We start from the raw sequence: 22,613 nt of genomic DNA on the forward strand, positions 1-22,613 counted from the left end.
GCGATCAGCGCCGTGAGTGTTCTGGCTCGGAGGGGATGGGCCGGACGTACTCTGCCTGTGGGCCCTTTGAGCCCTGGCTGAAACGGAGTTGGACGCGCTGACCTACCTCCAGTGAGCGGAAGCCCGGTACGTCGATCACGCTGTAGTGGACGAACACGTCCGGCCCGTTGTCCAGGGCGATGAAGCCGAAGCCTTTCTCCTTGTTGAACCATTTGACCGTGCCGTTGCCCGGCCGCTGGGGGGCGGCCGGCGGTACGAGGGCGGGGTTTCTCAGGCAGAGCTCGGAGGTCCTGGAGCCCATGCGACCGGAGAAGAACACGTCCCTCATGGTCTCGCTCTTGCGGATGTGGAAATGAATGTCGGAAAGGGTCAGGAATTCCGGGCCACCGGGGATTCCGTCGGTGAGTACCGAGGCGAGGACGTGGGTGAAGGCGTGTGGCGCGGTCTGCTGCCATTGCGAGGCCAGCAGTGTCCAGTTGCCCTCCGGTGTCCCGTGCGCTGAGAGCCACGACCCGATTCGCTCCGTGTGTCTGGCGTCGGTGTCGAGGACGAGGACCTTGAACCGAGCCGGGCTGTCCTCAAGCAGTGAATTGAGCCACCTGACGGAGAGTGCGGTTTCGTCGGGACGCCGGTCACTGGTATGCGGAAAGGTCAGGAAAGCGTCGTGGGGTGTTTCGAGTACGTGGCCTGTGTAGTACACGAAGAGAGTGTGTTCGGCCTGCCGTGCCGCGGTGCGCAGTGTGTGGCGGACGAACTCCGGGTAAAGGCGGTCGGTGGTGATGCCTGAGACATTGCCGGCATCGAAGACTTTGTCGTCTCCCCTCGGCGCCAAGGCGCGCACAAGGAGGTTTGCTGCCCTGGTGGCGCCGGGCAGATCCTGGAGGTTCTCGTAGTGTTGCACGCTGAGGACTACGGCATGTGAGTGCGCGGGGTCGAGCAGTGCGGGATTCGACGAGGGCTCCGCTGCGCGCGACGGCTTCCGCATGGCTGTTGGGACCTGGAGGCGGGTGGCGACAAGAGTGCCTCTGTGTACTGAGGTGTGTGACACCAGTCCGATCACGGTGCCGTGCAGGTCGACCACTGCCGCCCCGGATGTGGGCAGAGATGCCGAGTCCGGTCTCAGCAGATAGTCGTCGCGCTGGACTGCTGTGACGCGACAACGCAGCAGTGTCGGAGTATGCGAGGGGAGGTCAGCGGGCGGGAGGGCGACAACGAGAACCCAAGCGCCGACCTCCGGCATGGCTGCGGTTGTCAGAGGAGGCAGGTCCGGAACTCTTTCGAGTTCCACCGGCGACAGGAAGGTGAGGCGCGACTCCTCGTCCGGATCCCGCTTCCGCGCCAACCACGAGCGGGGGGACGCCGCCCAGGGAGCCGACTCGATGCGTAGAAGAGCGGAGCCGTCCGGATCCAGGACATTGGGCTGATCCATTACTACCTGCCCGCCCGACAGAAGGACTCCTGTTCCCAACTGGCCTGATCCGTGCTGAATCCTGACCAGTCGTCGTTCGGCATCTCTGGCCAGCCGCCGGACGAATTCGGATCGGTCGGGCGAGCCGCGGTGGAATACCGAGGCACTCTCGAGGAGGCGGGACGCCTCGTCGAGTCCTCTCTCACGCGCGGACAGGGCGAGGGGCTCCAGTGACTGCGGGTCAGCGAGGCGCGCCAGGACCGCCCAGAGTTCGTCGGGCGGGTCGATGCGCGAAACCTCCTGGCGGTCCGCCCACTCCACGAATCGGCTGAGATGAAAATGATCAGGATCGCGCGCCGCCACGCTCATGATCGAGAGACCCTCCGCAACCATCTCACGCGCGTAGTGCAAGGAGTACGAGAACCAGTTGCGTTGCTGGGCTTCCCGGAGGCCGGGGTGGAAGTAGGCAATCGTCGCTGCCTCCAGCAGCGCCCGGGACAGTGCGGGACCGTGCCCCAGACGCCGGATGTCCAGCGCAGCGCGAAGCATGGTCCTTGCGGGCTCCGGCGCTTCGTGGACACGCCTCATCACCTCGGCTTCGGTGTCCATCGAGTAGACCCGCACGAGAGTGATGCTGCCGAGCACTTCGCCGAGGGCTCGGGCCTCGGCTGAATCGTCCGCCGTGATCGCGGCCAGGTCATCCGTTCTCATCTCGCCAAGGACCAGGATGGGGCCCCGGTCGACATCCCTCACCAGCTCGCGGAGCTTTGAGAGCACGAGTGCCAACGAGAAGGAGCGGAAGCCGGCCATGACCACCGCAGTGCGCGGCCGGACCTGCCCCGAGTCCCCGAGGAGTTCGTCCTCCGTCGGAGCCCACCAGGACCAGTCGTCCGGCAGCTCGGCCACAGCCCGGCCCATCGCCAGGGTCTTCCCCACTCCGGGCTCACCCACCAACAGCACGAATTCCCCGCGCCCTTGTTGCGCCCGCGTCATCACCTCCCGAAGTCGCTCGTCCACGTAGCGGTAGGCCAGCTCAGGCATGGGCTGAAGCGGTGGAAGTGAAGCAGAGACGCGCGGTCCTTCGCCCTGCGTCGCCACGCCCGAGTCCCCGGCCTCGACAGCGTCCCCCGTACTCGCACCTGCCCGCGCCGCGAACGGCTCAGCATCCGGCGCGAGCCCTCGCTCCCCGCCCACCTCCCCGGTACCGCGCCCCGCCAGAAAGTCCCTTCCACTGGCGGCGCCGAGTTCACTGACCCCCGCCCCCATTGCCCGCCGCACCACTTGCTGAACCGAGGTAATCGCATCCCGCCGCTGCCCACCCAGCAGTGCCTCGCCGACCCCAGGCAGAAAGGCGAACGGCACCTGGTCCGGGTCCGTCGTGTGTTCCCGTCCCCACGGAACGAACAGCCCGCCCAGGGCGACCTCCGCCAGATGCCCGTGATCCGCCTCGGGCAGCATGATCTGGCGGACCAGGTTCATCACCGGCAGGCTCAGTGGTACGGCGGACAGGTACCCGGCGAGCCGTTGGGCGAGCGGCGACGCGCCGGCTCTGAATCGCCTTAGGATCTCGTCCACTTCGAGTGAGCCGGCGTCCTCTGGACCGACCGCCGGCACCTCCGTCGGGGCGCGCGGCACCGTCAGGCACGGCACCCGCATCCACTGACCGTTCCCCGCCACCAGCTTCGCCAGTGCCGAGACGGAATCGGCCGTCGCCTCCACCACGGGAATCGTGATGCCCTCCGGCGCGGCGGGCCGCCGTAGGCGTCGGGTCCGCCTGGCCGGGCCTTGACGCCAGGACGTGTTGGGCGAGGCAGGGCCCACCGAGCGGACCGCCACGGAGCGCGGACGCACCGCACCCCGGTCCCACAACCGGCGCGGCAGCACGTTCAGCAGCGCCACCGGACCGTGGCCCGTCCACTGCCGCAGCATCTGCGCGACCTCCGCCCCGGCCCAGCCACCCGCCACCGTGTCCGTGATCACCAGTACCAGGCGATGGCCCGACGGGTCCGACACCTCCTGCACGCTGCGTGGTCCGCCCTCCGGGGTGCGGGCCACGCAAAGGGGTTCCTGTGCGCCCGTACCCCGCAGGTACCACGTGCGTACGTCACGGAAGATGCCCGTCTGCACGAACACCCGCCGCAGCTCCGCCACCAGGTCGTGCCACAGCAGCATCGAGTGGTGGGCGTCCACGACGAGTGCGAGGTCGAGCCAGCGGCCCCGCCGAGGGCGGAGGACCGGGATCGGCAGCCGTTGCTCGACGGTTCGGTGGACCGTGAGTTCCTCGTCGAGTTCGAGCCAGGGGCCGTTGCGGTCCTTCGCTCTGCCCGTGCTTCGGCCCAGCGGTCGCAGCGCCCGCATCAAGGCCAGCGGTTCCCTGACGGACGCGGCGCGCCGGACCCGTACGAGATCGACCCGCTGCCGGGCCGGGGCGGGCGCGTCGGTGGCGTCTCCGGCGTTGTAGAACTCCTCCGTCTGTTCCGAGCCCGCACCGCCCTGGCCGGTCGGCGAAGGCTCCGGAAGCGGTGCCTCCTGCGGCTCCTCGCCGGGCTCCGGCAGATCGGGTACGGCAGCGCCCTCGGTGGCGGCGCCGATCCGTGCCGCCAGCCAGAGGACGTCCGCGAGCTCCTCGGGCCCGGCGTTCGCGCCGGACTCCTCCAGAGCGCGGAACAGCTCCTCGATCACGCCATCGGGCCCGTCAGCCGTTGCAGCACGGTGTCCAGGAACGTCGTCCGCTCGTCCGGGCCGGACCAGGCGCCGCTCAGCCGGAGTTGGACGGCGTTGAGGAGCTGGTCGGTGGCCAGGTCGCCCTCCGTGCGGCGGGCCAGGAAGTCGCTGATCAGGTCCCGGTAGCGGTCCTCGCCGGTCGTCTCGTCGAGCTTCAGGCGCTTGCGGACGATCTGCGTCAGCTTCTCCTCGCTCGGCGGCTCGACATGCAGGCGGATGCAGCGGCGCAGGAAGGGGGGCGGGAAGTCGCGCTCGCCGTTGCTGGTCAGTACGACGACGGGGAAGGCCCGGCACTGGACCCGCCCGCGCTCGATACCGACCCGCAGTTCGGGATCGTCCTGGGTGCCCACCTTCACGCATGGCTGCCGTGCCGCGATCCGCGCCAGCTCGGGGATCTCGAAGGAGCCCTCCTCGAACACGGTCAGCAGGTCACCGGGCAGGTCGATGTCGCTCTTGTCGATCTCGTCGACCAGCAGGACACGCGGTCGCTCCTGCGGCAGCAGCGCCGTGCCGAGCGGTCCGAGGCGCAGATACGGCGCGATGGCGCTGCCCGACGCACGCCTCGGGCCCGGTGTGCTCCGCCTCATCTCCAGGTGCCGCAGGTTCGCGTCGTGCAGGCGGCCGATGGCGTCGTACTGGTAGAGCCCGTCCCGCAGTGAACTCCGGCTCGTCACCGGCCAGTGCAGCACGGGACCTAGTTCCAGGTCGGCGGCGATGCTGTGGGCCAGCGTCGACTTCCCGACCCCCGGCTTGCCCGTCACGAGCAGCGGACGGCGCAGATACAGAGCCGTGTTGACGGCGTCGATCTCCGCCTGGTCCGGCACGTAACCGTTCCCGCGCTCGTAGGTCTCCTCCCAGGCGGGCCCGGAAGTGGTCGGCGGGGTGTACTCGGGGTCCGGTTCGCCCTTGAACTCCCGCCACGGCGGCTCGTGTTCGTCCAGCAGAGCGTGCTTCCGCCCGACCGGCCCCGAACCCCGGTAGATCCACCAGTCCTTGGCGGTGTCCATCCCGATTCCTCTCTGCGCTGGGTGATTCATGAGGACAGTGACCGCCGCACCGGTATCCGTCGCGGGTCGTCCCACAGCAGGGCGAGCGGGCGATGCAGGACACGGGCGCGCTTGAGCAGGTCGGGCAGCTTCTCCACGTCGAGCTGCGTCCGGGGCGGCGCCCCCACTTCCGTACGCAGACAATGGCCCGTGGCCGGGGAGGGGCGGCGCCAGACGGCGATGGGTATGCCGCCGGCGAGCACCGCGCCCAAGGCGTCCATGACGAGGGGCTCGGCCACGTCGGCCAGCACACAGACGGGCCAGGGGTCCACGAGCAAGTGATCGACCAGGTCGCCGGAGACCTCGTGGTCCCGGACGTGGCGGACGGCCTTCGACTGCAGGCCCCCGTGGGTCTCGTACCACTGCCACTTGTCCCGCCACTTCGACTCCGCCTGTCCCTCGCGTTCGTCGGGGCAGCGCAGCGCGACCTCGTATCGTCGACCGAGGGGCGCGGCGGGGTGGAGACGGTTGCCGGTGGGCACCAGCCAGTTCTCAAACGGCTCATCGAGCAGCTCGTAAGGGACGTGGAACTCGATGCGCCCCAGCGTGCCGGAAGCGTTGGCCAGGAGATGCTCGCCGAGCCTGGTGCGCACCGCGGTCAGGGCCATGGGCTGTTCGAAGTCGCCCACGTTCTCAAAGTCTCCCTGGAACGACCACAGTTGGAGCCAGAAGGTGTCTTCTTCCTCGGGTGTCAGGCGTACATGCAGCGCGAGAGGCTCCGAGGCCGGCGCGGGAGGGGGAGGCACGGCATCGGCGCCGAGCCGTTCGCGAGTGCGGTCCACCCAGTCGTTCGCGGCGACGGCCCAGTCCGCGCACTCAGCCCTGGACGCCAAGTGCCGTACGAACGGCAGGGCGAGTGGGACGGCACGGCCTGTTCCCTGGCGGCTGTCGAGGTCTCGCACGATCTCCGTCAGGTGTGTCGACGGAAGACCGTGTTCGGCGGGCGGGGCGCACCCCGCCACGTCGAAGGCCCAACGGTACGCCTCGTAAGCATACGGTGGTACCTCCCGGCCGGACAGCAAGTCCCCGAGCTCCGACCAGGCCACGGGGTCGAGAGCGGGCGCACCGGTCGGCCCCGATGCCCTGCCGTCCTCCGTCCAGCGGTCACCGTGGACGTCGGAGTCGTCCCAGCCCTTGGCGATCTCGAACACCGGCTCCTGCCAGGCCTCGCCGTCCGCCTTCAGCTGGGTGAAGTCCCCCTGCACTGCGCGGGCGACACCGACCAGATCTCCGACGGCTTCCTGATGCGTCCGGTCCGCCAGGCGCTGGAGCAAAGTGTCCGTGAACTGGCCGTCCTCCCGCCCCGCCCGGTTCATCGCCGACTCCCCGGGCCGCGCCGCGTACAACGTGAACTGCCGGCGCTCGGGTGTGGGAAGCCCGGTCGCGTACGTGATGTCGGGGAATCCCAGGCCCGCGTGCATCTTCTGGTCGATCCGGCAAGTGTCGCCGACAGTGATGACGCGGCCGAAGCGCCTGCCGCTCAGCTTGGTCGACCGCCACCAATGCAGCGCGGAGGTCAGATTGAGGTGGATGGTGTGAGCGGCGGTCGCGTCGGCGTAGGGCAGGAGCAACTGCTGGCGGTCGTCGAGGTAGCCGTGCCCGGCCCAGTAGATCCACAGCAGGTCTCCGTCGCGCTGGGGCAGGTCCTTGAAGAGCGCATCCTCCACGTTCGCCTGGGTGGCCGGGGCGGCTTCCACGCGCGCCTGGTTCCTGGGCAGCGGCGACAGCAGAAGCCGTAAGTTGGACTCGGGCACGGCGACGGTGCCGGTGAGCCACTCGGCGAAGCGCACGGCATCACGGGCCGGCCCGGACAGGTCCACACGGGAGCCGATGTCGTAGGACTCGATACCGACGACGAGTGCGAAGGCCCGCTCCGGTGGGATCGACAGTTCGAGGGCGGCGGACGTGCCTGTCACCGCAGCGCCTCCGCGATCCGGTCGAAGACCGGGTCGAGCCGCCAGTAGGCGCTGTGCGAGACGGGGAAGGGCTGGCGGCTGCGTACCTCGTGGTCGGTGACGCGGGCGTCCTTCGGGAAGACCGGTTCGGCGAGGTAGGAGAGCAGGTCCCTGCGGTCGTAGATGTTGAGCCAGTCGGGGAAGCCGGACGGCAGCGCGGCACCCGGCTCCAGACCGGCGAGGGCGCCCAGCTCGTGCAGGAACGGGGCCTGGGAGCCGACGGTCACCAACAGGCGTACCGGAAGGGCGGGCTGGCGCTGTGCGGCCAGCGCCAGGGTGTCCACGAGGGCGATGCCGCCGAGGCTGTGGCCGATGACGACCGGCGGCTCCGGGCTGCTGCCGATCAGTTGCTCCAGGTGGGCGCGCAGATGCCCGCCGCGCGCCTGGTAGCGCAGGATGTCGCCGACCTCCGAGGCCTTGTCGGAGGTGACCTCGCCCCGCTTACGGTCGATGAGGGACTGCGTCATCAGCCGCTGCCCCAGCTTGAGGAGCACCCCGGCCGTCCGCATCAGGACCCCGCGTGCGGTGCCTCCCAGCCGTTCGCTGAGCACGTCCACGATCCGGTCCCGCTCGTCACCGGTGCACAGAGCGGTGTCCTGGGCCTCGGCGAGCAGGACGGCGACGACGGCTCGGCTGGTGAGGAGCACGAGTTCGGCGGCGGTCGCGTCGTCGTCGGCGGCGAGGCACGCGTCACGGAACTCGTCGGAGTCCGATACGACGTCCAGGGCGTACCGATAGCTGTCGATCAGCCCCGTCTCCCGCAGGAGTACGGCGAGTTGGTCGTCCGAGTCCAGGCTGCGCGGCAGCTCGCGGAGTCGGTCCCCGGCCGCCTCGCCGGCCGATTGCACACCGGGCAGCCCGAACCCGGTTTCGCCGCCCTCGCTGCCCAGTTCGGCCAGCACCCTGAGCTCGCAGAACGGATCGGTCAGCAGCAACAGCCACTCGGCGGTTCCCGGGTCGTCCTCGATCTCCGCGGCCACCACCGGCCGCAACCCGGGCACGGACGCACCACCGGCACTGAGCGCGGCCCCGAACTCGTCCCCCCAGTAGCAGGGTTCGACCTCGGCCCCGTGAAAGTGTTTGCGCAATCCCGCCGCGACCGACCGGAACAGCTCGTCGAACCGCTCCCGACGGACCCCGGTCCCGTGAACAAAGACGAACCTCATGCGTCCCCCGCCCCCAACTTGCCTGTGCGGTAGGAGAATAGTGCGTCGGCATACGCGGAGGGAGGCGCTCTGCGTTGTCCTTCGGTGACCGGTTTCGGCGGCATCAGCCCCGCGGTGACGTCAGACCGTGATCTCCAGCGCGGAACCGACCGGGAGCCAGCGGAAGCGGTCGCGGATGCCGGTGGGGGCCTTCGCCAGCTCGGACTCCGCCTTGCGCCGTCCCTCGTGGAAGTGGGACCAGCCTTCGTAGTGGACGGGCAGGGCGGTGTGCGGGCGCAGGAGTGAGCACAGTTCCACCGCTCGCCGTGTCGTCAGGGTGTAGCGGAGCGGGCCGGACACGGGGAAGCGCACCCCGCCCAAGTGCAGCAGCGCGGTGCCCACGTCCACGCGGCGGGCCACCTCGCGCACGCCGGCGTACAGGACCGTGTCCCCGGAGATCCACAGCGCTCCGTGCCGCTGGCCCTCCCAGCGCAGGGCGAAGCCCGTGACGTCGCCGACGATCGGATGGGACAGGGGCGGGCCGTGCCGGGCGGGAGTGGCGGTGACCTCGATCGTCGGGCGGTCGGGCCGCTCCAGCCGCCAGGTCGCCCAGGGCGCGAGGCCTCGGGCGTTGCCGCCGAGGCGGCGGGCGCCCGCGGGTGTGGTGAGGACGAGACCGGCGGAGGGCAGCAGGGACCGTCCGGTCGTGTCCAGGTTGTCGGCGTGGTGGTCGTGGGTGAGCAGTACGGCGTCCAGGGGCGGGAGTTCGGCCGGGTCGAGGGCGGGGCCCGCCGTCTTGCGCGAGGAGGTGCCCCAGCCGAAGGAGTAGCGGCGGCCCGGTGGGTCGAAGGTCGGGTCCGTCAGCAGCCGCCATCCGGCCGCCTCGATCAGTGTGGTCGGGCCGCCGATGTGGGTGACGCGGACCTCGGACATGCGCGGATTCCTTCCCGGGGGCCGGGGCGGCCGGTGCGCCGCCCCGGATCAGCGGTCACCGGGCCTGCGAGAGCGCCCAGTCGAGGGCGTGGTCGGCGACCTCCTCCCAGCCGGGGGCGGCGGGCAGCAGATGCGGCATGCCCGGGAACTCCTTGACCTCGGTGACGGTGTCCGACTTGTAGTGCCGGGCGTTGGACTGCTGCACCTTGGGCGGCATCAGATGGTCCTTCTCGCCCGAGATGAAGAGCAAGGGGGCCCGCGCGTCGTTGTGGTAGTCGACGTACGTGCTCTGGTGGCCGGGGCGCAGGGTGGCCAGGGCGCTGTCCCAGAAGATGGCACCGGAGGCGGGGATGGCGTACCGCTCGTACAGGGCCCTGGACTCGGACTCCGGGAAGGTGTTGGTGAAGGCGTAGTGCCACTGGTCGAAGGTCAGGCCGACCGCGCGGTGGCGGTTGGCGGGGTTCTTCAGCACCGGGAAGGCCGACTTGATCTGGGTCAGCGGGAGCACGGCGACGCCCTCCGTGGGCGCGGAGTTGATCGCCACGCCGGCCGCGCCGTGGCCGCGGTCCAGGAGCAGCTGCACGAACACGCCGCCGGCGGAGTGGCCGATCAGGACGGGCGGCTTGTCCAGGCCGCGGATCAGGGTCTCCAGGCTCTCGACGATCTGCGCGACGGTGACCTTCTCGATGGGTGTGGTGTCGGCGTTGAGGGACTCGACCTCCGCCTCGAAGCCCGGGTAGGCGGGGGCGAGGACGCGGAAGCCGCGCTTCTCGTAGTGGGCGATCCAGTGCTCCCAGCTCCTCGGGGTCACCCAGAAGCCGTGGATCAGGACGATGGTGTCCGGCGTGGTCATGGACCCTCCTCGATGGTCAGCGGGTGGCCCGGTACGCGGCCTCGATGTGCCGCACGACGCAGTCCGGGCGGGACATCATCACGACGTGCGAGGCGCCCTTGGCCTCGACCACCGTGCTCCCGGCGCGCTCGGCCATGAAGCGCTGCGCGGCCGGCGGGATGACCCGGTCCGCGGTCGCGACGACATACCAGGAGGGTACGGTCCGCCATGCCGGTACACCGCTCGCCCCGCCCAGGCCGCCGACACTGCCGGGGCGCTGGGCTGTGGCCATGACACGGGTCTGCGCGCGCGGCAGGTCCTGGGCGAAGACGTCGTGGAACTTCGCGGGGTCGATGTAGCCGTCCAGGCCGGGCTTCTCCGCGCCGGGGATGGGGTACGGCCGTCCGACGAGGGCGGGTTCCAGCCGGCTGCCGGGGAACATGCCGGCCAGTTGGAGGGCGCTCTCGCCCTCGTCGGGCGCGAAGGCGGCGACGTAGACGAGGGCCTTGACCTTCTCGTGGTCGCGTCCGGCGTTGGTGATGACCTCGCCGCCGTAGGAGTGGCCGACGAGGATGACGGGCCCGGGGAGGGTGTCCACGACGCTGCGGACGTAGGCCGCGTCACCGGCGAGGTCCCGCAGCGGGTTGGCCGGGGCGATGACCGGGAAGCCGGCGTCCAGCAGCCGGGCGGTGACGGCGCTCCAGCCGGAGGCGTCGGCGAACACCCCGTGGACGAGTACGACGGTCGGTCTGGTGCCGCCGGAGTGCGCCGAGGCCGGGGCGGCGGTGCCGAGGGTGAGGGCGCTGCCCGCCGCGAGCATTCCGCCGAGGACGCGCCGGCGGGGGTGACGTTCGGAAGTCATGCGGGGTCCTTTACGGGTCAGGAGTCGAGGAAGTCGAGCAGGTCGGCGCTGAGCTGGTCCTTGTGCGTGTCGGTGATCCCGTGCGGGGCGCCCGGGTAGACCTTCAGCGTCGCGTTCTTGATCCGGGCCGCCGACGCACGGCCGCCCACCTCGATGGGGACGACCTGGTCGTCGTCTCCGTGGATGACGAGCGTGGGCACGTCGACGGCGTCCAGGTCCGCGCGGAAGTCGGTCGCGGAGAACGCGGCCACGCATTCGTAGGCACCGCGGTGACCGGCCTGGAGGCCCTGGCGCCAGAACGCGTCCCGGACGCCCTGGGAGACCTCGGCGCCGGGCCGGTTGTTGCCGAAGAACGGCCCGTCGGCCAGGTCGCGGTACTGCTGGGAGCGGTCGGCGAGGGAACCTGCGCGGATGGCGTCGAACACCTCGCCCGGGACACCGCCCGGATTGTCGTCGGTCCTGAGCATGAACGGCGGCACGGCGGAGACCAGGACGAGCTGGGCGACCCGGGCGGTGCCGTGCCGTCCGACGTGGCGGGCCACCTCGCCGCCGCCGGTGGAGAAGCCGACGAGGGTGACGTCCCGCAGGTCGAGCGTGTCGACGAGGGCGGCGAGGTCGTCGGCGTAGGTGTTCATCTCGTTGCCGTGCCACGGCTGGTCGGAACGGCCGTGGCCGCGCCGGTCGTGGGCGATGGCACGGTAGCCGTGGGTGGCCAGGAACAGTTGCTGGGCCTCCCAGCTGTCGGCGTTCAGCGGCCAGCCGTGACTGAGCACGACCGGCCGGCCCGTACCCCAGTCCTTGTAGTGGATCCGGGTTCCGTCGTCGGTGGTGACGAATGGCATGGGATCACTCCCGGTCGCAGGGGGTTGTCGGGGAATCGATCGATGTCGGCGGGGGAGGACGGGCGCACCACGTGGAGCACTTGCTTCTGACCCCGGGTCAGGCGCGCAGGGCGCGGGCGAGCCTGCGCAAGGTGTTCCGGAAGCCCGCACCGACCTCCCGACGACGAGTCCGCGCTGGGCGGATCGGCCTGCCAGACGCACGCGTTCCACTCCTCGGCCGTGCAGAAGGCACGCAAGGACCGTATCGGTGCAGATCGGCCCTCGCCGTGACCAGCCGTCATGAAGCGACTTCGCGAGGAGCATCGCACGGGCCGGCGACGCCGTTCGTTCCCTGTGTGCCAGAGCCTTGCCCCTGAGTGCCAGGCCCCTCCACACCGCCGTGACAGGAGAGGCCGGAGTGCGGTCGAACCAGGTGTCCGGTGCACACACGTTTGCCGAGGACGACGGGCGGAGCGGACACTGCCGCTCGGGAAGCAGCGGCGTCAGGGCCGCTCCTTGGCCTGGGAGGCGCCGTGCTGGTTCTTGACACCGACGCCCTGCCCTCCACCGACCGGTTCGCGGCGCTGCACGCGGCGGTGGCCCAGGAGGGCGGAATCTCCTCGGTCGAGGAGGCCGAGCCGGCGGCCAGCATGTGGAAGAGGCTCGAAGTCTGGACCTTCGGCCCGCTCACCCTCTTCGACACCCAGGGCACGGGCGTACGGTTCCTGCGCTCCTACCGCAAGACCCGCCGGGAACTGGCGAACAACGTGTCGATCATGATGCAGCTCGAAGGGCACGGCACGGGCAGCTTCGGCTGCGACGGTTACCAGCGGCACCTCTTCCCCGGGAGCGTGGGGCTGGTGCCGCACATGGTGGCCTCCCACGAGTACGGCTGGTCGGGCCGCGGCCGCTCCGTCGCCTTCAGCGTGGACATCGCCCATGTCGCGCTACCGGTCGACATGGTGCGCGCGGCGGTTCCGCTGCTCCAGCACAGCCCGATCGAGTCCTTGCTGGTACGGCACATCCGCGAGCTGCACCGGATCGCCGACCGGATCGGCACCGGGCCCGAGGCCGACGCTCTCGCCGCCGCCACCGTTCAGCTGACCCGGGCACTGATCGTGTCCGTCGCCGGTACCGGGAGCACCCGGCGCGAAGTGGCCCATGAAACCCTGCTCGCCCGCTTACTGGCCTATGTCCAGGCCCACTTGACGGAGCCCGACCTCACCGCGCGGCGCGTGGCCTGGGTGCACGGCATCTCCGTACGGACTCTGTACCGGCTCTGCGAGGAGGGCGGGGTCAGTCTCGAGCAGTGGATCATCCGGCGCCGGCTCGAAGGTGCCCGCGGCGAACTGGCCGCGACGGACCAGGCCCCGCGCACCATCGAGGCCGTCGCCCGTACCTGGGGCTTCGGCAACCCCGCCCACTTCTCCCGCCGCTTCCGGCAGGCGTACGGCGTCACGCCCAGCCAGTGGCGGAGCCTCGCCCGCGACGGCGTGGCCCTCTCCTCCGAGGACGGGGGGTGACCTGGACGCGGGTCAGACGCGCGTGCCGAGGACCGCGGCGGTGAAGTCCGCCAGCTGGGAACGGAGTCGCTCGCGACTGTTGTCCGTGGCGAGGTGAGCGACGAGGTCGGCCCGGGTGGCGGCCAGGAGCGCGTGCGCGGTGAAGCCGGAGTCGCCCGGGCCCGGGATCCGTTCGAGCAGGTCCCGCAGCAGGGTGTGCCAGCGCTCGTAGTGCTCCGCCCGATACGGGCTGGCCGCCCCGGTGTCCTCCAGGGCCAGCGCGAGGTGGCGGTTGTCGAGCTTGAAGCAGAGAACCGCGTCGAGCAGTGCCGGGACGCGCTCCCCGGGCGGGGTGTCGGGGCCCAGCGGCGGCGGGCCTTCCATGACGGAACGGAGGACCGGCTCCAGCCGGGCCTCGTACAGCGCCCGGATCAGCCCGGTGCGGTCGCCGAAGGCGCGGAAGAGGGTCGCCTTGCCGACGCCGGCCGCTGCGGCGATGTCGGCCATGGTGATGCTCTCGGGGCTTTCGGCGCCGGCGAAGAGCGCGTCCGCCGCCGCGAACACGGCCGCCCTGTTGCGCGTCGCGTCCTTGCGCGGTCTGCGCTCGGTCATGCGTGCCTCCCTTGCCCCCTTGGTCCCAAGCTTCCTTGGTTCCAAGCTCCCGTGGTTCCAAGCTCCCTTGGTCCCATGGTCCCGTGGGTCCCTTGTGATCCGGACCGGCGGTCCGTATTGTCGAGCGAAACGGACCACGGGTCCGTATCGTACTCGACGGAGGACTCCCATGACCTCAGGAGAGGCTCTCTACCGCGACAGCCTGCGCCTGCTCCTCGCCAAGGACATCCCCGCCTGAGTCGCCCTGTGGGCCGAGGACGGTGTCATGGAGTTCCCCTTCGCTCCGCCGGGCTGGCCGACGCGACTGGAGGGCCGGGCCGCCGTGGCCGCGTACATGCGGGACTACCCCGACCACATCGACCTGCACGCGTTCCCCGACCTGAGGATCCATCAGACCGCCGATCCCGACACCGTCGTGGTCGAGATGCGCGGCGTGGGCCGCCTGGTCGAGACCGGAGCCCCGTTCGATATGACCTACATCGCCGTGGTGACCGTGCAGGACGGACGCTTCACCTCCTACCGCGACTACTGGAACCCGCTCGCCGTCCAGCCCGGCCTCGCCTTCGCGGGGGACACCGCCCGATGATCACCCTGGTCACCGGAGCAACCGGCACCACCGGCAGCCGAACCACCGCGGCACTGGCCGCCGCCGGGCACCCCGTCCGCGCCGCGAGCCGTCGCGCCACACCGCTCCCGGGCACGCGGCCGGTCCGCTTCGACTGGTACGACCCCACCACCCACGCGGACGCCCTCGCCGGAGCCGAACGCCTCTACCTCGTCCCGCCGGTCGGCGACCCTGACCCGGCCGCCGTCATGCTGCCGTTCCTGCACCGGGCCCGCGCCGCGGGTGCACGACGCGCCGTGCTGCTCTCCTCCTCCGCCATCCCCGCAGGGGGCCCCGGCGTCGGAGCGGTGCACCGGGCCCTGCCCGGCCTCTTCGACGAGTGGGCGGTGCTCCGCCCCTCCTGGTTCATGCAGAACTTCACCGGCGCGCACATGCACGCCGACAGCATCCGCGCGGACGGCGTCATCCGCACCGCGACCGGGACCGGCCGGGTCGGATTCGTCGACGCCGACGACATCGCCGCCGTGGCCGCCAGCGCCCTCACGGACGACCGCTCGCCCGACACCGACCTGGTGCTCACCGGACCCGAGACCCTCGGCTACGACGACATCGCCGCGGTCGTCACGGACGTCACCGGCTGCAGGGTGGTCCACCAGCGGCTGACGTACGAGGAAATGCGGGACCGGCTGGCCGCCACCATGCCGCCGGAGTTCGCCGCCGTGCTGGCCGGGATGGACCGGGCCATCGCCGACGGAGCCGAGGACCGGACCACCGACACCGTCCAGCGCCTCACCGGCCGACCGCCGAACAGCTTCCGGACGGTGGCCGAACGGGAGCTGCGGGTGGTGGGGCGGTAGACGCCGGACGGCGGCGGGCAGGTTGCCGTCAGGCGATGCGGTGGACGAGCTGGTTCGTCAGCTCGTAGCGCGCTCCGACGATGGCCAGTTCGCCGGAGGACACCTTGGCCGCGAGGTCCGGTTCCGCGGCGAGGCGGTCGCGGACCAGCCGTATGTTGGCGTCGATCGTGGCGTCTATGCGGGCGTCGCCCTCCTGGGAGTGGTCGATGGCCGGGCGGATCTCGTCCGCGATGTACTGGATGTGGGCGGGCAGTTGCCCGCCGCTCTCCTCGGCCTCTACGGCGGCCCGTACGGCGCCGCACGACTGGTGCCCGAGCACCAGGACCAGGGGAGTGCCGAGTTCGAGGACGCCGTACGCGACGCTGCCGAGCACCGCCTCGTCCAGGACCTCGCCGGCGCTGCGTACGGTCATCAGGTCCCCGAGGCCCTGGTCGAAGACGAGCTCCGGGGGAACGCGGGAGTCGATGCAGCCGAGGACGACCGCGAACGGGTGCTGGCCGGAGACGAGTTCCCGGCGGACGGCATGCGTCTCGTCCGGGTGCTTCTGGTGGAAGGCGCGCCAACGGGCGTTGCCCGCGGCCAGTTCGCGCAGGGCCTCGCCGGGTGTCGTCGGGCGCGGTCGCGTGGCGGGGGCGGCTGCCGCCGGGGTGGCACCGACGGCGAGTCCGGTGCCGAGGACAGCGGCACCCGTGAGGGCGCCGCGCAGGAGGGAACGGCGGGGGGTGGTGGGCTCGGCGGGGCGCTCGGCGCCCGCGAGAGAATCAGAGTTCACGGGCAGAACGTATGTCCGGGCGTGCGAACGCTTGCCCGTCCAACCCAATCGTGGACAGGGCGTGGACAGCCCATGGTGAAGAGTTGATCGTCTCTTGGTGAGAGGCGACAGGTGGCCGGGACTCGGCTCAGCTGAGCGACGGGATTCGGTGCTCAACTCGGCTGCCCGGAGAAGGAGTTGGTCGATCAGCTCAGCCGCGCGGCAATGACGCGGGCGCAGTCCAGGGACTCGGTACGGGTCGTGTCCACCTCCACGTCGTACACGACACCCTCATGGACGAGGTCCGCCTGGAGCGCCGCCATCCCCTGGACGCGGTCCCCCCGCGCGATCTCCCGGCCCGCGGCGACCTCACGCGCGCACCGGACGCCGACCCACAGCACGTCGACCCCGTCCAGCACCTTCTTCCACCGCTGCTGGGAGGCGCCTCCACCAAGGAAGACGTCGTCGACGATGACCCGGGCGCCCGCGCGGGCCATCCCCGCGATGCCTTCCGCCCAGGCCGACTGGAGCGCCATGAAGTCGGACCCGACGCTCACCCCGCCGTCCTCGGCGAAGGTGATCCCGCCGTCCGACGCCTGCATCCTCGCGGGCAGGGCGTCGACGAACGAGTCCACCCCGAACGCCAGCCATGGATCCGGCAGGACGGCCTGCAGACACCGTACGAGCCCTGACTTCCCCGAGCTGGAACCGCCGTTGACAATGATCAGCTGAGTCGTCACCGGGCCACAGTAGGACGGCCGGGACATGAGACGAAACGAATTGCGGACCTGGGGGAGCCGAGTGGTGGGCACCGGCGCGGACCGGGAGGGTCCTACGGACGACCTCAGCACCTGGCCACTGGAGCGACTTGGGCCCCGCCTACGACGCCGACAAGCCGACCGAGACTCGGCGCGCATGGGCGGCGCTGTCCCTCCTCGCGAACCGGAGCAAGGGCACTGGCAGTTGGGGCGCTCACGACCTCCACGACGACTTCCTGCTCCGGATGTGGGTCATCGACACACTCGGCCCGCACCCGGAGTGGGCCCCCGAGACACTCGCCTCCGACAGGTCGATCGGATCAGAGAGCTACGACGCCACAAGAACCTGACGCTCCACCTCGAACGGCTCATGAAGCACCTCGGGCCCTGGGGGGAGCCGCCGATATGGCCGACAACAAGTCGACCCGGACGACCGCACTCTGCGCGGACATGGTCAAGCGTGTCATCGCCGCGCTGAGTGCTCGCGCCATGTGGGCAGCGATGGGGCCCCGAGCCCGACCCCCCTGGGCCGGGGCCCTTCATCTGAGGGAGCGTCCCTCGGCTGTCAGAGCTGGAACTCCGCCGGGTTCAGGCCCAGCACTCCGCACGCCTCCCGGAGGACATCCACCTCCGCCTGGGAGAAGTGGCCGTCCGCGCCCGCGATCACCATGCCGGTCTGGATCACCGCGCGGGCCTCGGTGGGCTTCTTCGCGGCCTTGGCGATCTCCTGGATCGCCTCGGCCTTGCCCTGCACGAAGTTGCGCGTGAGCGCGGAGACGTGCTGGTGGAAGCGCTGACGCAGTTGCTCCGGCGGGAAGTTCTGCAGGACGTCGTTGCCGAGGATCAGCGACTCCATCTGCGCGGTCTCGGACGCGTCGACGTGTCCGTCGGCAGCCGCGACCAGCGCGCACATCGCCATGCTGGCGTCCCGGTAGGCACCGCTCTTCAGCTCGGCCTTCAGCGAGCCGAGCTGTGACTTCACCAGGCCGACGAGCTTGGCCCGGGATCCGCTCTGCGAACCGCTGCCGTGCGAACCGCTTCCGTATGGACTGCCGTGCGAGCCGGCGCCGTGCGAGCTGCTGCCGTGCCCATGAGCCGCCCCCTGGCCGCCCTGAACCTGGCGCTGCAAGCTCTTCGCCTGGTCCTTGAGCCGGTCGAACATTGCCATTGCCGTCACCTCGGTACTCGTCTGACTCTTCTCAAACCGCTCAACGGCCGCGAACACGTCAAGGTTCCTCCGCAACCGCACGATCATTGATACCCGATCGCGCCCGGCCCTCACCCGCTGGCACGCTGCAGCCATGACGTACGCGGAAGCACTGTTGATCGGCGGCCGGGCCGGGGTGGGCAAGACGACGGTGGCCTGGGAGGTCTCCGCGCAGCTGCGGGCCTCGGCCGTCGCCCACGCGGTCATCGAGGGCGACTTCATGGGGCAGATCCATCCGGCACCGGACGGCGACCCGCATCGGGCGGCCATCACCCAGAGCAACCTGACCGCCGTATGGGCCAACTTCGCCGCACGCGGGTGCCGGCGCCTCATCTACACGAACACCGCGAGTGTGCTCCCGGAGGCGACGGGGATGTTCCAGCGGGCCATGGGCTCCGGCGTGCGTCTCGTCCGCGTGTTGCTGACCGCCTCCGACGCCACGGCCCGAGGGCGTCTGGCCGGACGTGAACTCGGCTCCGAGCTGGAGCAGGAACTGGCGGGCAGTATGCGCAAGGCGCGGCTCCTGGACAGCCGGGCACCGGCGCAGACCGTGCGGGTGGCCACCGACGGCCGGCGCGTGGTGGACATCGCCCGGGAGGTCGTGGCCGTCACGGGCTGGGGCGCCGAGCCGTCGTGAGACCGCGAAGATGATGCATCAACTAGACTGGGGCGCGCGCTCCCGCCCGTCCCGACCGAGAAGGTGCCCGCCGTGGCCATGACGCCGCCCGTCGACCCGCCCAGACTCATCGCCACCGACCTCGACGGCACGCTGTTGCGCAGCGACGGGACGCTGTCGCCGCGCACCAGGACCGCCCTGGCCGCGGTCGAAGCGGCCGGCATGCCTGTCGTGCTGGTCACCGGGCGCCCGTCCCGGGTCGTCCCCGTGCTGCTGGAGGGCATCGGACCGCACCACGTCATCGCCGCCAACGGCGCCGCCGTACACACCCCCGACGGATCCCTGTCCCTCGCCGCGCCGATCGGGCCCCTCGCGGCCACCGGGCTGGTGACCCGCGTGCGTGCCGCGGTCCCCGGCGTCTCCTTCTCCGTCGAGTACGATCGCGACTTCGGCCATGAACCGGCCTATCCGACCTGGTCGTTCGGCGGCGACGCCGTCGAGATCGTCGGTACGGCCGAGGCGCTGGTCGCCCGTGCCCCCGCCAGGCCGCTGCTGAAGATCCTCGCCCACCACCCGACGCTGCCGCTCGACGACTTCTTCGAGCGGGCCCGGCTCGCAGCGGGCCCGGACGCCGAGACCACCCACTCCACCGGTCTGTCGCTCGTGGAGTTCAGCGCGCCCGGCGTCACCAAGGCGAGCACCCTGATCGACTGGAGCGCACGGCTCGGCATCGGCGCCGACGAGATCGCCGCGTTCGGCGACATGCCCAACGACCTGCCCATGCTCACCGCGGTCGGCCGCTCCTACGCCATGGCCAACGCCCACCCGGACGTGCTGGCCACCGCTCGCCACCGCACCTCCTCCAATGACGAGGACGGTGTGGCCCGGGTGCTGGAGGCGTTCGTCGACGCGCTCGTGCCGTAGAGCGCTACGACGCCTCCACCAGCACCCGCAGCGGCGCGCGGAAGGACAGCAGGCCCAGCATCGGGTCGTCCGCCGATGTGAGCGGTCGGATGCCCGGCAGGCGGCGGGCCGTCGAGGTGAGCGCCACCGTCGCTTCGGTACGGGCGAGGGAGGCGCCCGGGCAGCGGTGGCGGCCGACGCCGAAGGCCAGGTGCTGTCGTACGTTCGGCCGGTGCGGGCACAGGCGCTCCGGGGCGTCGAAGACCTCCGGGTCCGATCCGGTGCCGAGCAGCATGAGCAGCAGCTCCGCTCCGGCCGGCAGGTCCACGCCGCCCAGTCGCAGCGGGCGGGCGGTGACCCTCCGCCAGGTCGTCACCGGGGGCTCGCGCCGGAGCACCTCTTCGACCCAGGCCCCCGCCGCGCCCTCCTCGGCGGCGACGCGGTCCCACGTGCCGGGCTCGGTCAGCGCGTGACGCAGCACGGTGGCGATGAGCTGGCCGGTCGTGGACTGCCCGGCGATGAAGACGAAGAAGCAGGCGGCGACCGCGGTCGGCATGTCCAGCCGTTCCCCGTCGGGGAGGCGGTGGTCGGTCAGGGCGTGGACGAAGGAGCCGGGACGGGCCGCGCCGCCGGCCACCGTCTCGGTCAGCCACTGATGGAACTCGCCCACCAGGACCGCCAGTTCCCGCTGACGATCCGGTGCGGGACGGCCGTAGAACAGTTCGAGCGAGGCGTCGCTCCAGCGGATCAGGGTGGCCGGCGGAACCCTGTCGATGCCCAGCAGCTCCATCAGCACCCGGCACGGCAGCACTTGGGCGAACGAGGTGAACAGATCGACGCGGTCCCCGGGGGTGGCCAGTTGCTGCTGTACGTCCTCCAGCAGCTCGTCGGCGATGCGCTCGATCGCCGGTACGGCGGCGGCGACCCGCTGGGCGTTGAAGAACCGCGTCACCACCCGGCGCAGTCCGGGGTGGCTTTCGGAGCCGTTGTTGGCCAGCGCGGGCGGGAGGCCGAAGCCAGCCCGGGCGAGCACGCGCAGCACGCCGAACGGCAGCGGGCTGACGGCGTGCTGCGCGTTGTCCGGCAGGAAGTCCTCCGGCGCCAGCAGCACATGGCGTACGTCCTGGTAGCGGCTGACCAGCCACAGTCCCGTGCCGGGATCGAAGTGCACCGGCGCCTCGGCGCGCAGCGACTCCAGCCACGGATAGGGATCACGGGTGAAGTCGTCGCCGAAGAGGTCAAGAGCGGTGAGATCGGGCGCCGATACGCCCAGGGCCGGGGGAGTCACGGCCGGGACGCTAACACCTGCTCGGCCGGTGACCGTGGGTAAGTGCCCGGCATCACGCCGCTCGCGCAGCGGCGACGGCCCGGCCCCGTTCCGATTCCGGGAAGCGGCGGATCATCGCCCGCAGCTCCTCGGCGCCGACGTTGGCGCCGAACGGCTCCGTGCCCGGCTCCAGCCGTACGCCCGAGGCCAGCGGGCCCGCGACGACGGGGTCGAAGCCGAGGGCATCGACGAGGTACGAGACGGTGCGGAGGTCGTCGGGGTCGTCACCGGCGATCGCGATGGCCTTGCGTCCGCCGGTGCCGGGGGGCCGGGCCCCGTCCTCCAGGTCGTGGTAGCCCATGTGGTTGAAGGCCTTGACCACCCGTGCCCCGGCCAGGAAGGTCTGCACGATCTCGCTGGAGGAAGTGCGCGGATCCGTGAGGTCCGGGCGGCTGCCGTCGACCTCCCACCAGTAGTTCATGGCGTCGACGACGAGCTTGCCCGCCAGCGCGTCGGCCGGGACGCCGCGGTGCTTGCCGAGGGGGAGGGCCAGCACGACAATGTCCGCCTTCGCGGCGGCCTCGTCCGCGCTGACCGGGACGGCGCCGGGGGTGAGTACTTCGACGGTGAGGGCGATCTTGGACGGGTCGCCCGATCCGGCGATGAGGACGCGGTACCCGGCGGCGACGGCGATCCGGGCGAGCACGGTACCGACCTTGCCGGCGCCCAGGATTCCGATGGTGGTGGTCATGTCCGCTCCCAAGAAGGTCCAGTGAGGCACGAGTCGTTTCAGGCCAGCAGGTCGCGGACCATCGGTAGCACCTTCGTGCCGTACAGCTCCACGGACCGCAGCCGGGCGCTGATCGACTGGGCTCCGGTGGTGTAGATGAGGTCGAACCGGCCCACGTCGAGCGCCTTGATCGCGCGGGCCATCTTGCGGGCGACCGTCTCGGGCGAGCCGATGTACAGGGAGCCGTGCTCGATCTCGGCCGCGTACTCCTCCTCGCGGACCGGCGGCCAGCCGCGCAGCGCGCCGATCCGGTCCCGCATGACCTTGTAGTGCGGCCAGTGCAGCTCCCGGGCCTCCTCGTCGGTGTCGGCGATGAAGCCCGGCGAGTGCATGCCGACCGGGTGGGCGGTGGTGCCGAACTGGTCGGCGGCGCGCCGGTACAGGTCGACGTACGGTGCGAAGCGCTCCGGGGTGCCGCCGATGATGGCGATCATCAGCGGGAAGCCGTAGCGCGCCGTGCGGATGACCGACTGGGGCGTCCCGCCGACGCCGACCCAGGTGGTCAGCCGGCCCGACTCGGTCTTGGGGAAGACGTCGGCGGCGTCGAGCGGGGCCCGCTGGGTGCCGCGCCAGGTGACCGGCTTCTCCTTCAGCAGCTCGGCGAAGAGTTCGATCTTCTCCTCGAACAGGACGTCGTAGTCGCCGAGGTCGTAGCCGAAGAGGGGGAACGACTCGGTGAAGGAGCCGCGTCCGAGGATGATCTCGGCGCGGCCGTCGGAGAGCGCGTCAACGGTGGAGAAGCGCTGGAAGACCCGGACCGGGTCGTCGGAGCTGAGCACGGTCACGCCGGAGGAGAGACGGATCCGCTCGGTGCGTGTGGCGATGCCGGCGAGGACCGTCTCGGGGGTGGAGATGGCGTACTCGGGGCGGTGGTGCTCGCCGAGGGCGATGACGTCGACGCCGGTCTCCTCCATCAGCACGGCCTCGTCGAGGACCTGCCGGATGGCGCGCGCGTCGGACACGAGGGCGCCGTTGTCGTCCTGCGGCACATCGCCGAACGTGTCCAGGCCGAAGACGAGATCAGACATGGCTGGGTTCCTTCGAGGGCGGGGCGGCCAA

General features: G+C 71.0%; 20 protein-coding genes and 1 pseudogene. 6 read left to right on the top strand and 15 right to left on the bottom strand.

Going from position 1 to position 22,613, the window contains the following annotated elements:
- Positions 1-4: 4 nt before the first annotated feature.
- The 8 genes from AC068Z_RS05395 to AC068Z_RS05430 form a co-directional block, all read right to left on the bottom strand.
- Positions 5-4,090, bottom strand: coding sequence for an SAV_2336 N-terminal domain-related protein (locus AC068Z_RS05395; protein WP_478552542.1), 4,086 nt, complete (start codon positions 4,088-4,090; stop codon positions 5-7).
- Positions 4,087-5,139, bottom strand: a complete 1,053-nt coding sequence (locus tag AC068Z_RS05400; RefSeq protein WP_478552544.1) for an AAA family ATPase — start codon at positions 5,137-5,139, stop codon at positions 4,087-4,089. Before AC068Z_RS05400 ends, AC068Z_RS05395 begins: the two co-directional genes overlap by 4 nt.
- Before the next feature lie 26 nt (positions 5,140-5,165).
- Complete coding sequence (locus AC068Z_RS05405) at positions 5,166-7,094, bottom strand: VMAP-C domain-containing protein (RefSeq protein WP_478552546.1); 1,929 nt, start codon at positions 7,092-7,094, stop codon at positions 5,166-5,168.
- Positions 7,091-8,134: an alpha/beta fold hydrolase gene (locus tag AC068Z_RS05410; RefSeq protein WP_478552548.1), complete on the bottom strand. Its 1,044-nt coding sequence runs from the start codon at positions 8,132-8,134 to the stop codon at positions 7,091-7,093. The genes AC068Z_RS05405 and AC068Z_RS05410 overlap by 4 nt, the downstream gene beginning before the upstream one ends.
- Before the next feature lie 285 nt (positions 8,135-8,419).
- Entirely contained in the window at positions 8,420-9,211 is a 792-nt protein-coding gene (locus AC068Z_RS05415; protein WP_478552550.1) for an MBL fold metallo-hydrolase, read from the bottom strand.
- Positions 9,212-9,266: 55 nt separating this feature from the next.
- Positions 9,267-10,064, bottom strand: a complete 798-nt coding sequence (locus AC068Z_RS05420; protein ID WP_478552552.1) for an alpha/beta hydrolase — start codon at positions 10,062-10,064, stop codon at positions 9,267-9,269.
- Positions 10,065-10,080: 16 nt separating this feature from the next.
- Entirely contained in the window at positions 10,081-10,905 is an 825-nt protein-coding gene (locus tag AC068Z_RS05425) for an alpha/beta fold hydrolase (protein WP_478552554.1), read from the bottom strand.
- 17 nt (positions 10,906-10,922) lie between these two features.
- Positions 10,923-11,747 (bottom strand): alpha/beta fold hydrolase, encoded by an 825-nt coding sequence (locus tag AC068Z_RS05430; protein WP_478552556.1) that lies wholly within the window; start codon positions 11,745-11,747, stop codon positions 10,923-10,925.
- 512 nt (positions 11,748-12,259) lie between these two features.
- On the opposite strand from AC068Z_RS05430, the gene AC068Z_RS05435 reads away from it, so the two are divergent.
- The gene (locus tag AC068Z_RS05435; protein ID WP_478552558.1) at positions 12,260-13,249 is read left to right on the top strand and encodes a helix-turn-helix domain-containing protein; all 990 of its coding nucleotides are present in this window, start codon (positions 12,260-12,262) and stop codon (positions 13,247-13,249) included.
- Between the two features lie 12 nt (positions 13,250-13,261).
- Here the strand turns inward: AC068Z_RS05435 and AC068Z_RS05440 are convergent, their stop codons facing one another.
- Entirely contained in the window at positions 13,262-13,840 is a 579-nt protein-coding gene (locus AC068Z_RS05440; RefSeq protein ID WP_478552560.1) for a TetR/AcrR family transcriptional regulator, read from the bottom strand.
- A gap of 169 nt (positions 13,841-14,009) precedes the next feature.
- Between AC068Z_RS05440 and AC068Z_RS05445 the strand changes: the two are divergent.
- Positions 14,010-14,426 (top strand): annotated as a pseudogene (locus tag AC068Z_RS05445) (nuclear transport factor 2 family protein).
- Positions 14,423-15,262 carry an NAD(P)H-binding protein gene (locus AC068Z_RS05450; protein WP_478552562.1) on the top strand — a complete coding sequence of 280 codons (840 nt, stop codon included), beginning with the start codon at positions 14,423-14,425 and terminating at the stop codon, positions 15,260-15,262. The pseudogene AC068Z_RS05445 and the gene AC068Z_RS05450 overlap by 4 nt, the downstream one beginning before the upstream one ends.
- 28 nt (positions 15,263-15,290) lie before the next feature.
- On the opposite strand, the gene AC068Z_RS05455 is transcribed toward AC068Z_RS05450, so the two are convergent.
- Together AC068Z_RS05455 and cpt are read right to left on the bottom strand one after the other, a co-directional pair.
- Entirely contained in the window at positions 15,291-16,034 is a 744-nt protein-coding gene (locus AC068Z_RS05455) for a carbonic anhydrase (RefSeq protein WP_478552564.1), read from the bottom strand.
- A 185-nt stretch (positions 16,035-16,219) separates the two neighbouring features.
- Entirely contained in the window at positions 16,220-16,753 is a 534-nt protein-coding gene (cpt, locus tag AC068Z_RS05460; protein WP_478552566.1) for a chloramphenicol phosphotransferase CPT, read from the bottom strand.
- Positions 16,754-16,881: 128 nt separating this feature from the next.
- Here cpt and AC068Z_RS05465 point away from each other — a divergent pair, with 128 nt between their 5' ends.
- Entirely contained in the window at positions 16,882-17,121 is a 240-nt protein-coding gene (locus AC068Z_RS05465) for a hypothetical protein (RefSeq protein ID WP_478552567.1), read from the top strand.
- A 215-nt stretch (positions 17,122-17,336) separates the two neighbouring features.
- On the opposite strand, the gene AC068Z_RS05470 is transcribed toward AC068Z_RS05465, so the two are convergent.
- Positions 17,337-17,939 (bottom strand): tellurite resistance TerB family protein, encoded by a 603-nt coding sequence (locus AC068Z_RS05470; protein WP_478552569.1) that lies wholly within the window; start codon positions 17,937-17,939, stop codon positions 17,337-17,339.
- Positions 17,940-18,072: 133 nt separating this feature from the next.
- Here AC068Z_RS05470 and AC068Z_RS05475 point away from each other — a divergent pair, with 133 nt between their 5' ends.
- Positions 18,073-18,615 (top strand): AAA family ATPase, encoded by a 543-nt coding sequence (locus tag AC068Z_RS05475; RefSeq protein ID WP_478552571.1) that lies wholly within the window; start codon positions 18,073-18,075, stop codon positions 18,613-18,615.
- Positions 18,616-18,693: 78 nt separating this feature from the next.
- Entirely contained in the window at positions 18,694-19,518 is an 825-nt protein-coding gene (locus AC068Z_RS05480; RefSeq protein WP_478553716.1) for a Cof-type HAD-IIB family hydrolase, read from the top strand.
- Between the two features lie 4 nt (positions 19,519-19,522).
- On the opposite strand, the gene AC068Z_RS05485 is transcribed toward AC068Z_RS05480, so the two are convergent.
- The 3 genes from AC068Z_RS05485 to AC068Z_RS05495 are packed head-to-tail and all read right to left on the bottom strand — an operon-like array spanning position 19,523 to position 22,582.
- Positions 19,523-20,785, bottom strand: coding sequence for a cytochrome P450 (locus AC068Z_RS05485; protein WP_478552573.1), 1,263 nt, complete (start codon positions 20,783-20,785; stop codon positions 19,523-19,525).
- A gap of 52 nt (positions 20,786-20,837) precedes the next feature.
- Entirely contained in the window at positions 20,838-21,515 is a 678-nt protein-coding gene (locus tag AC068Z_RS05490) for an NADPH-dependent F420 reductase (protein ID WP_478552574.1), read from the bottom strand.
- A gap of 38 nt (positions 21,516-21,553) precedes the next feature.
- Entirely contained in the window at positions 21,554-22,582 is a 1,029-nt protein-coding gene (locus AC068Z_RS05495) for an LLM class flavin-dependent oxidoreductase (protein ID WP_478552576.1), read from the bottom strand.
- Positions 22,583-22,613: the final 31 nt, after the last annotated feature.

Source organism: Streptomyces sp. NPDC043726 (genome assembly GCF_056436565.1).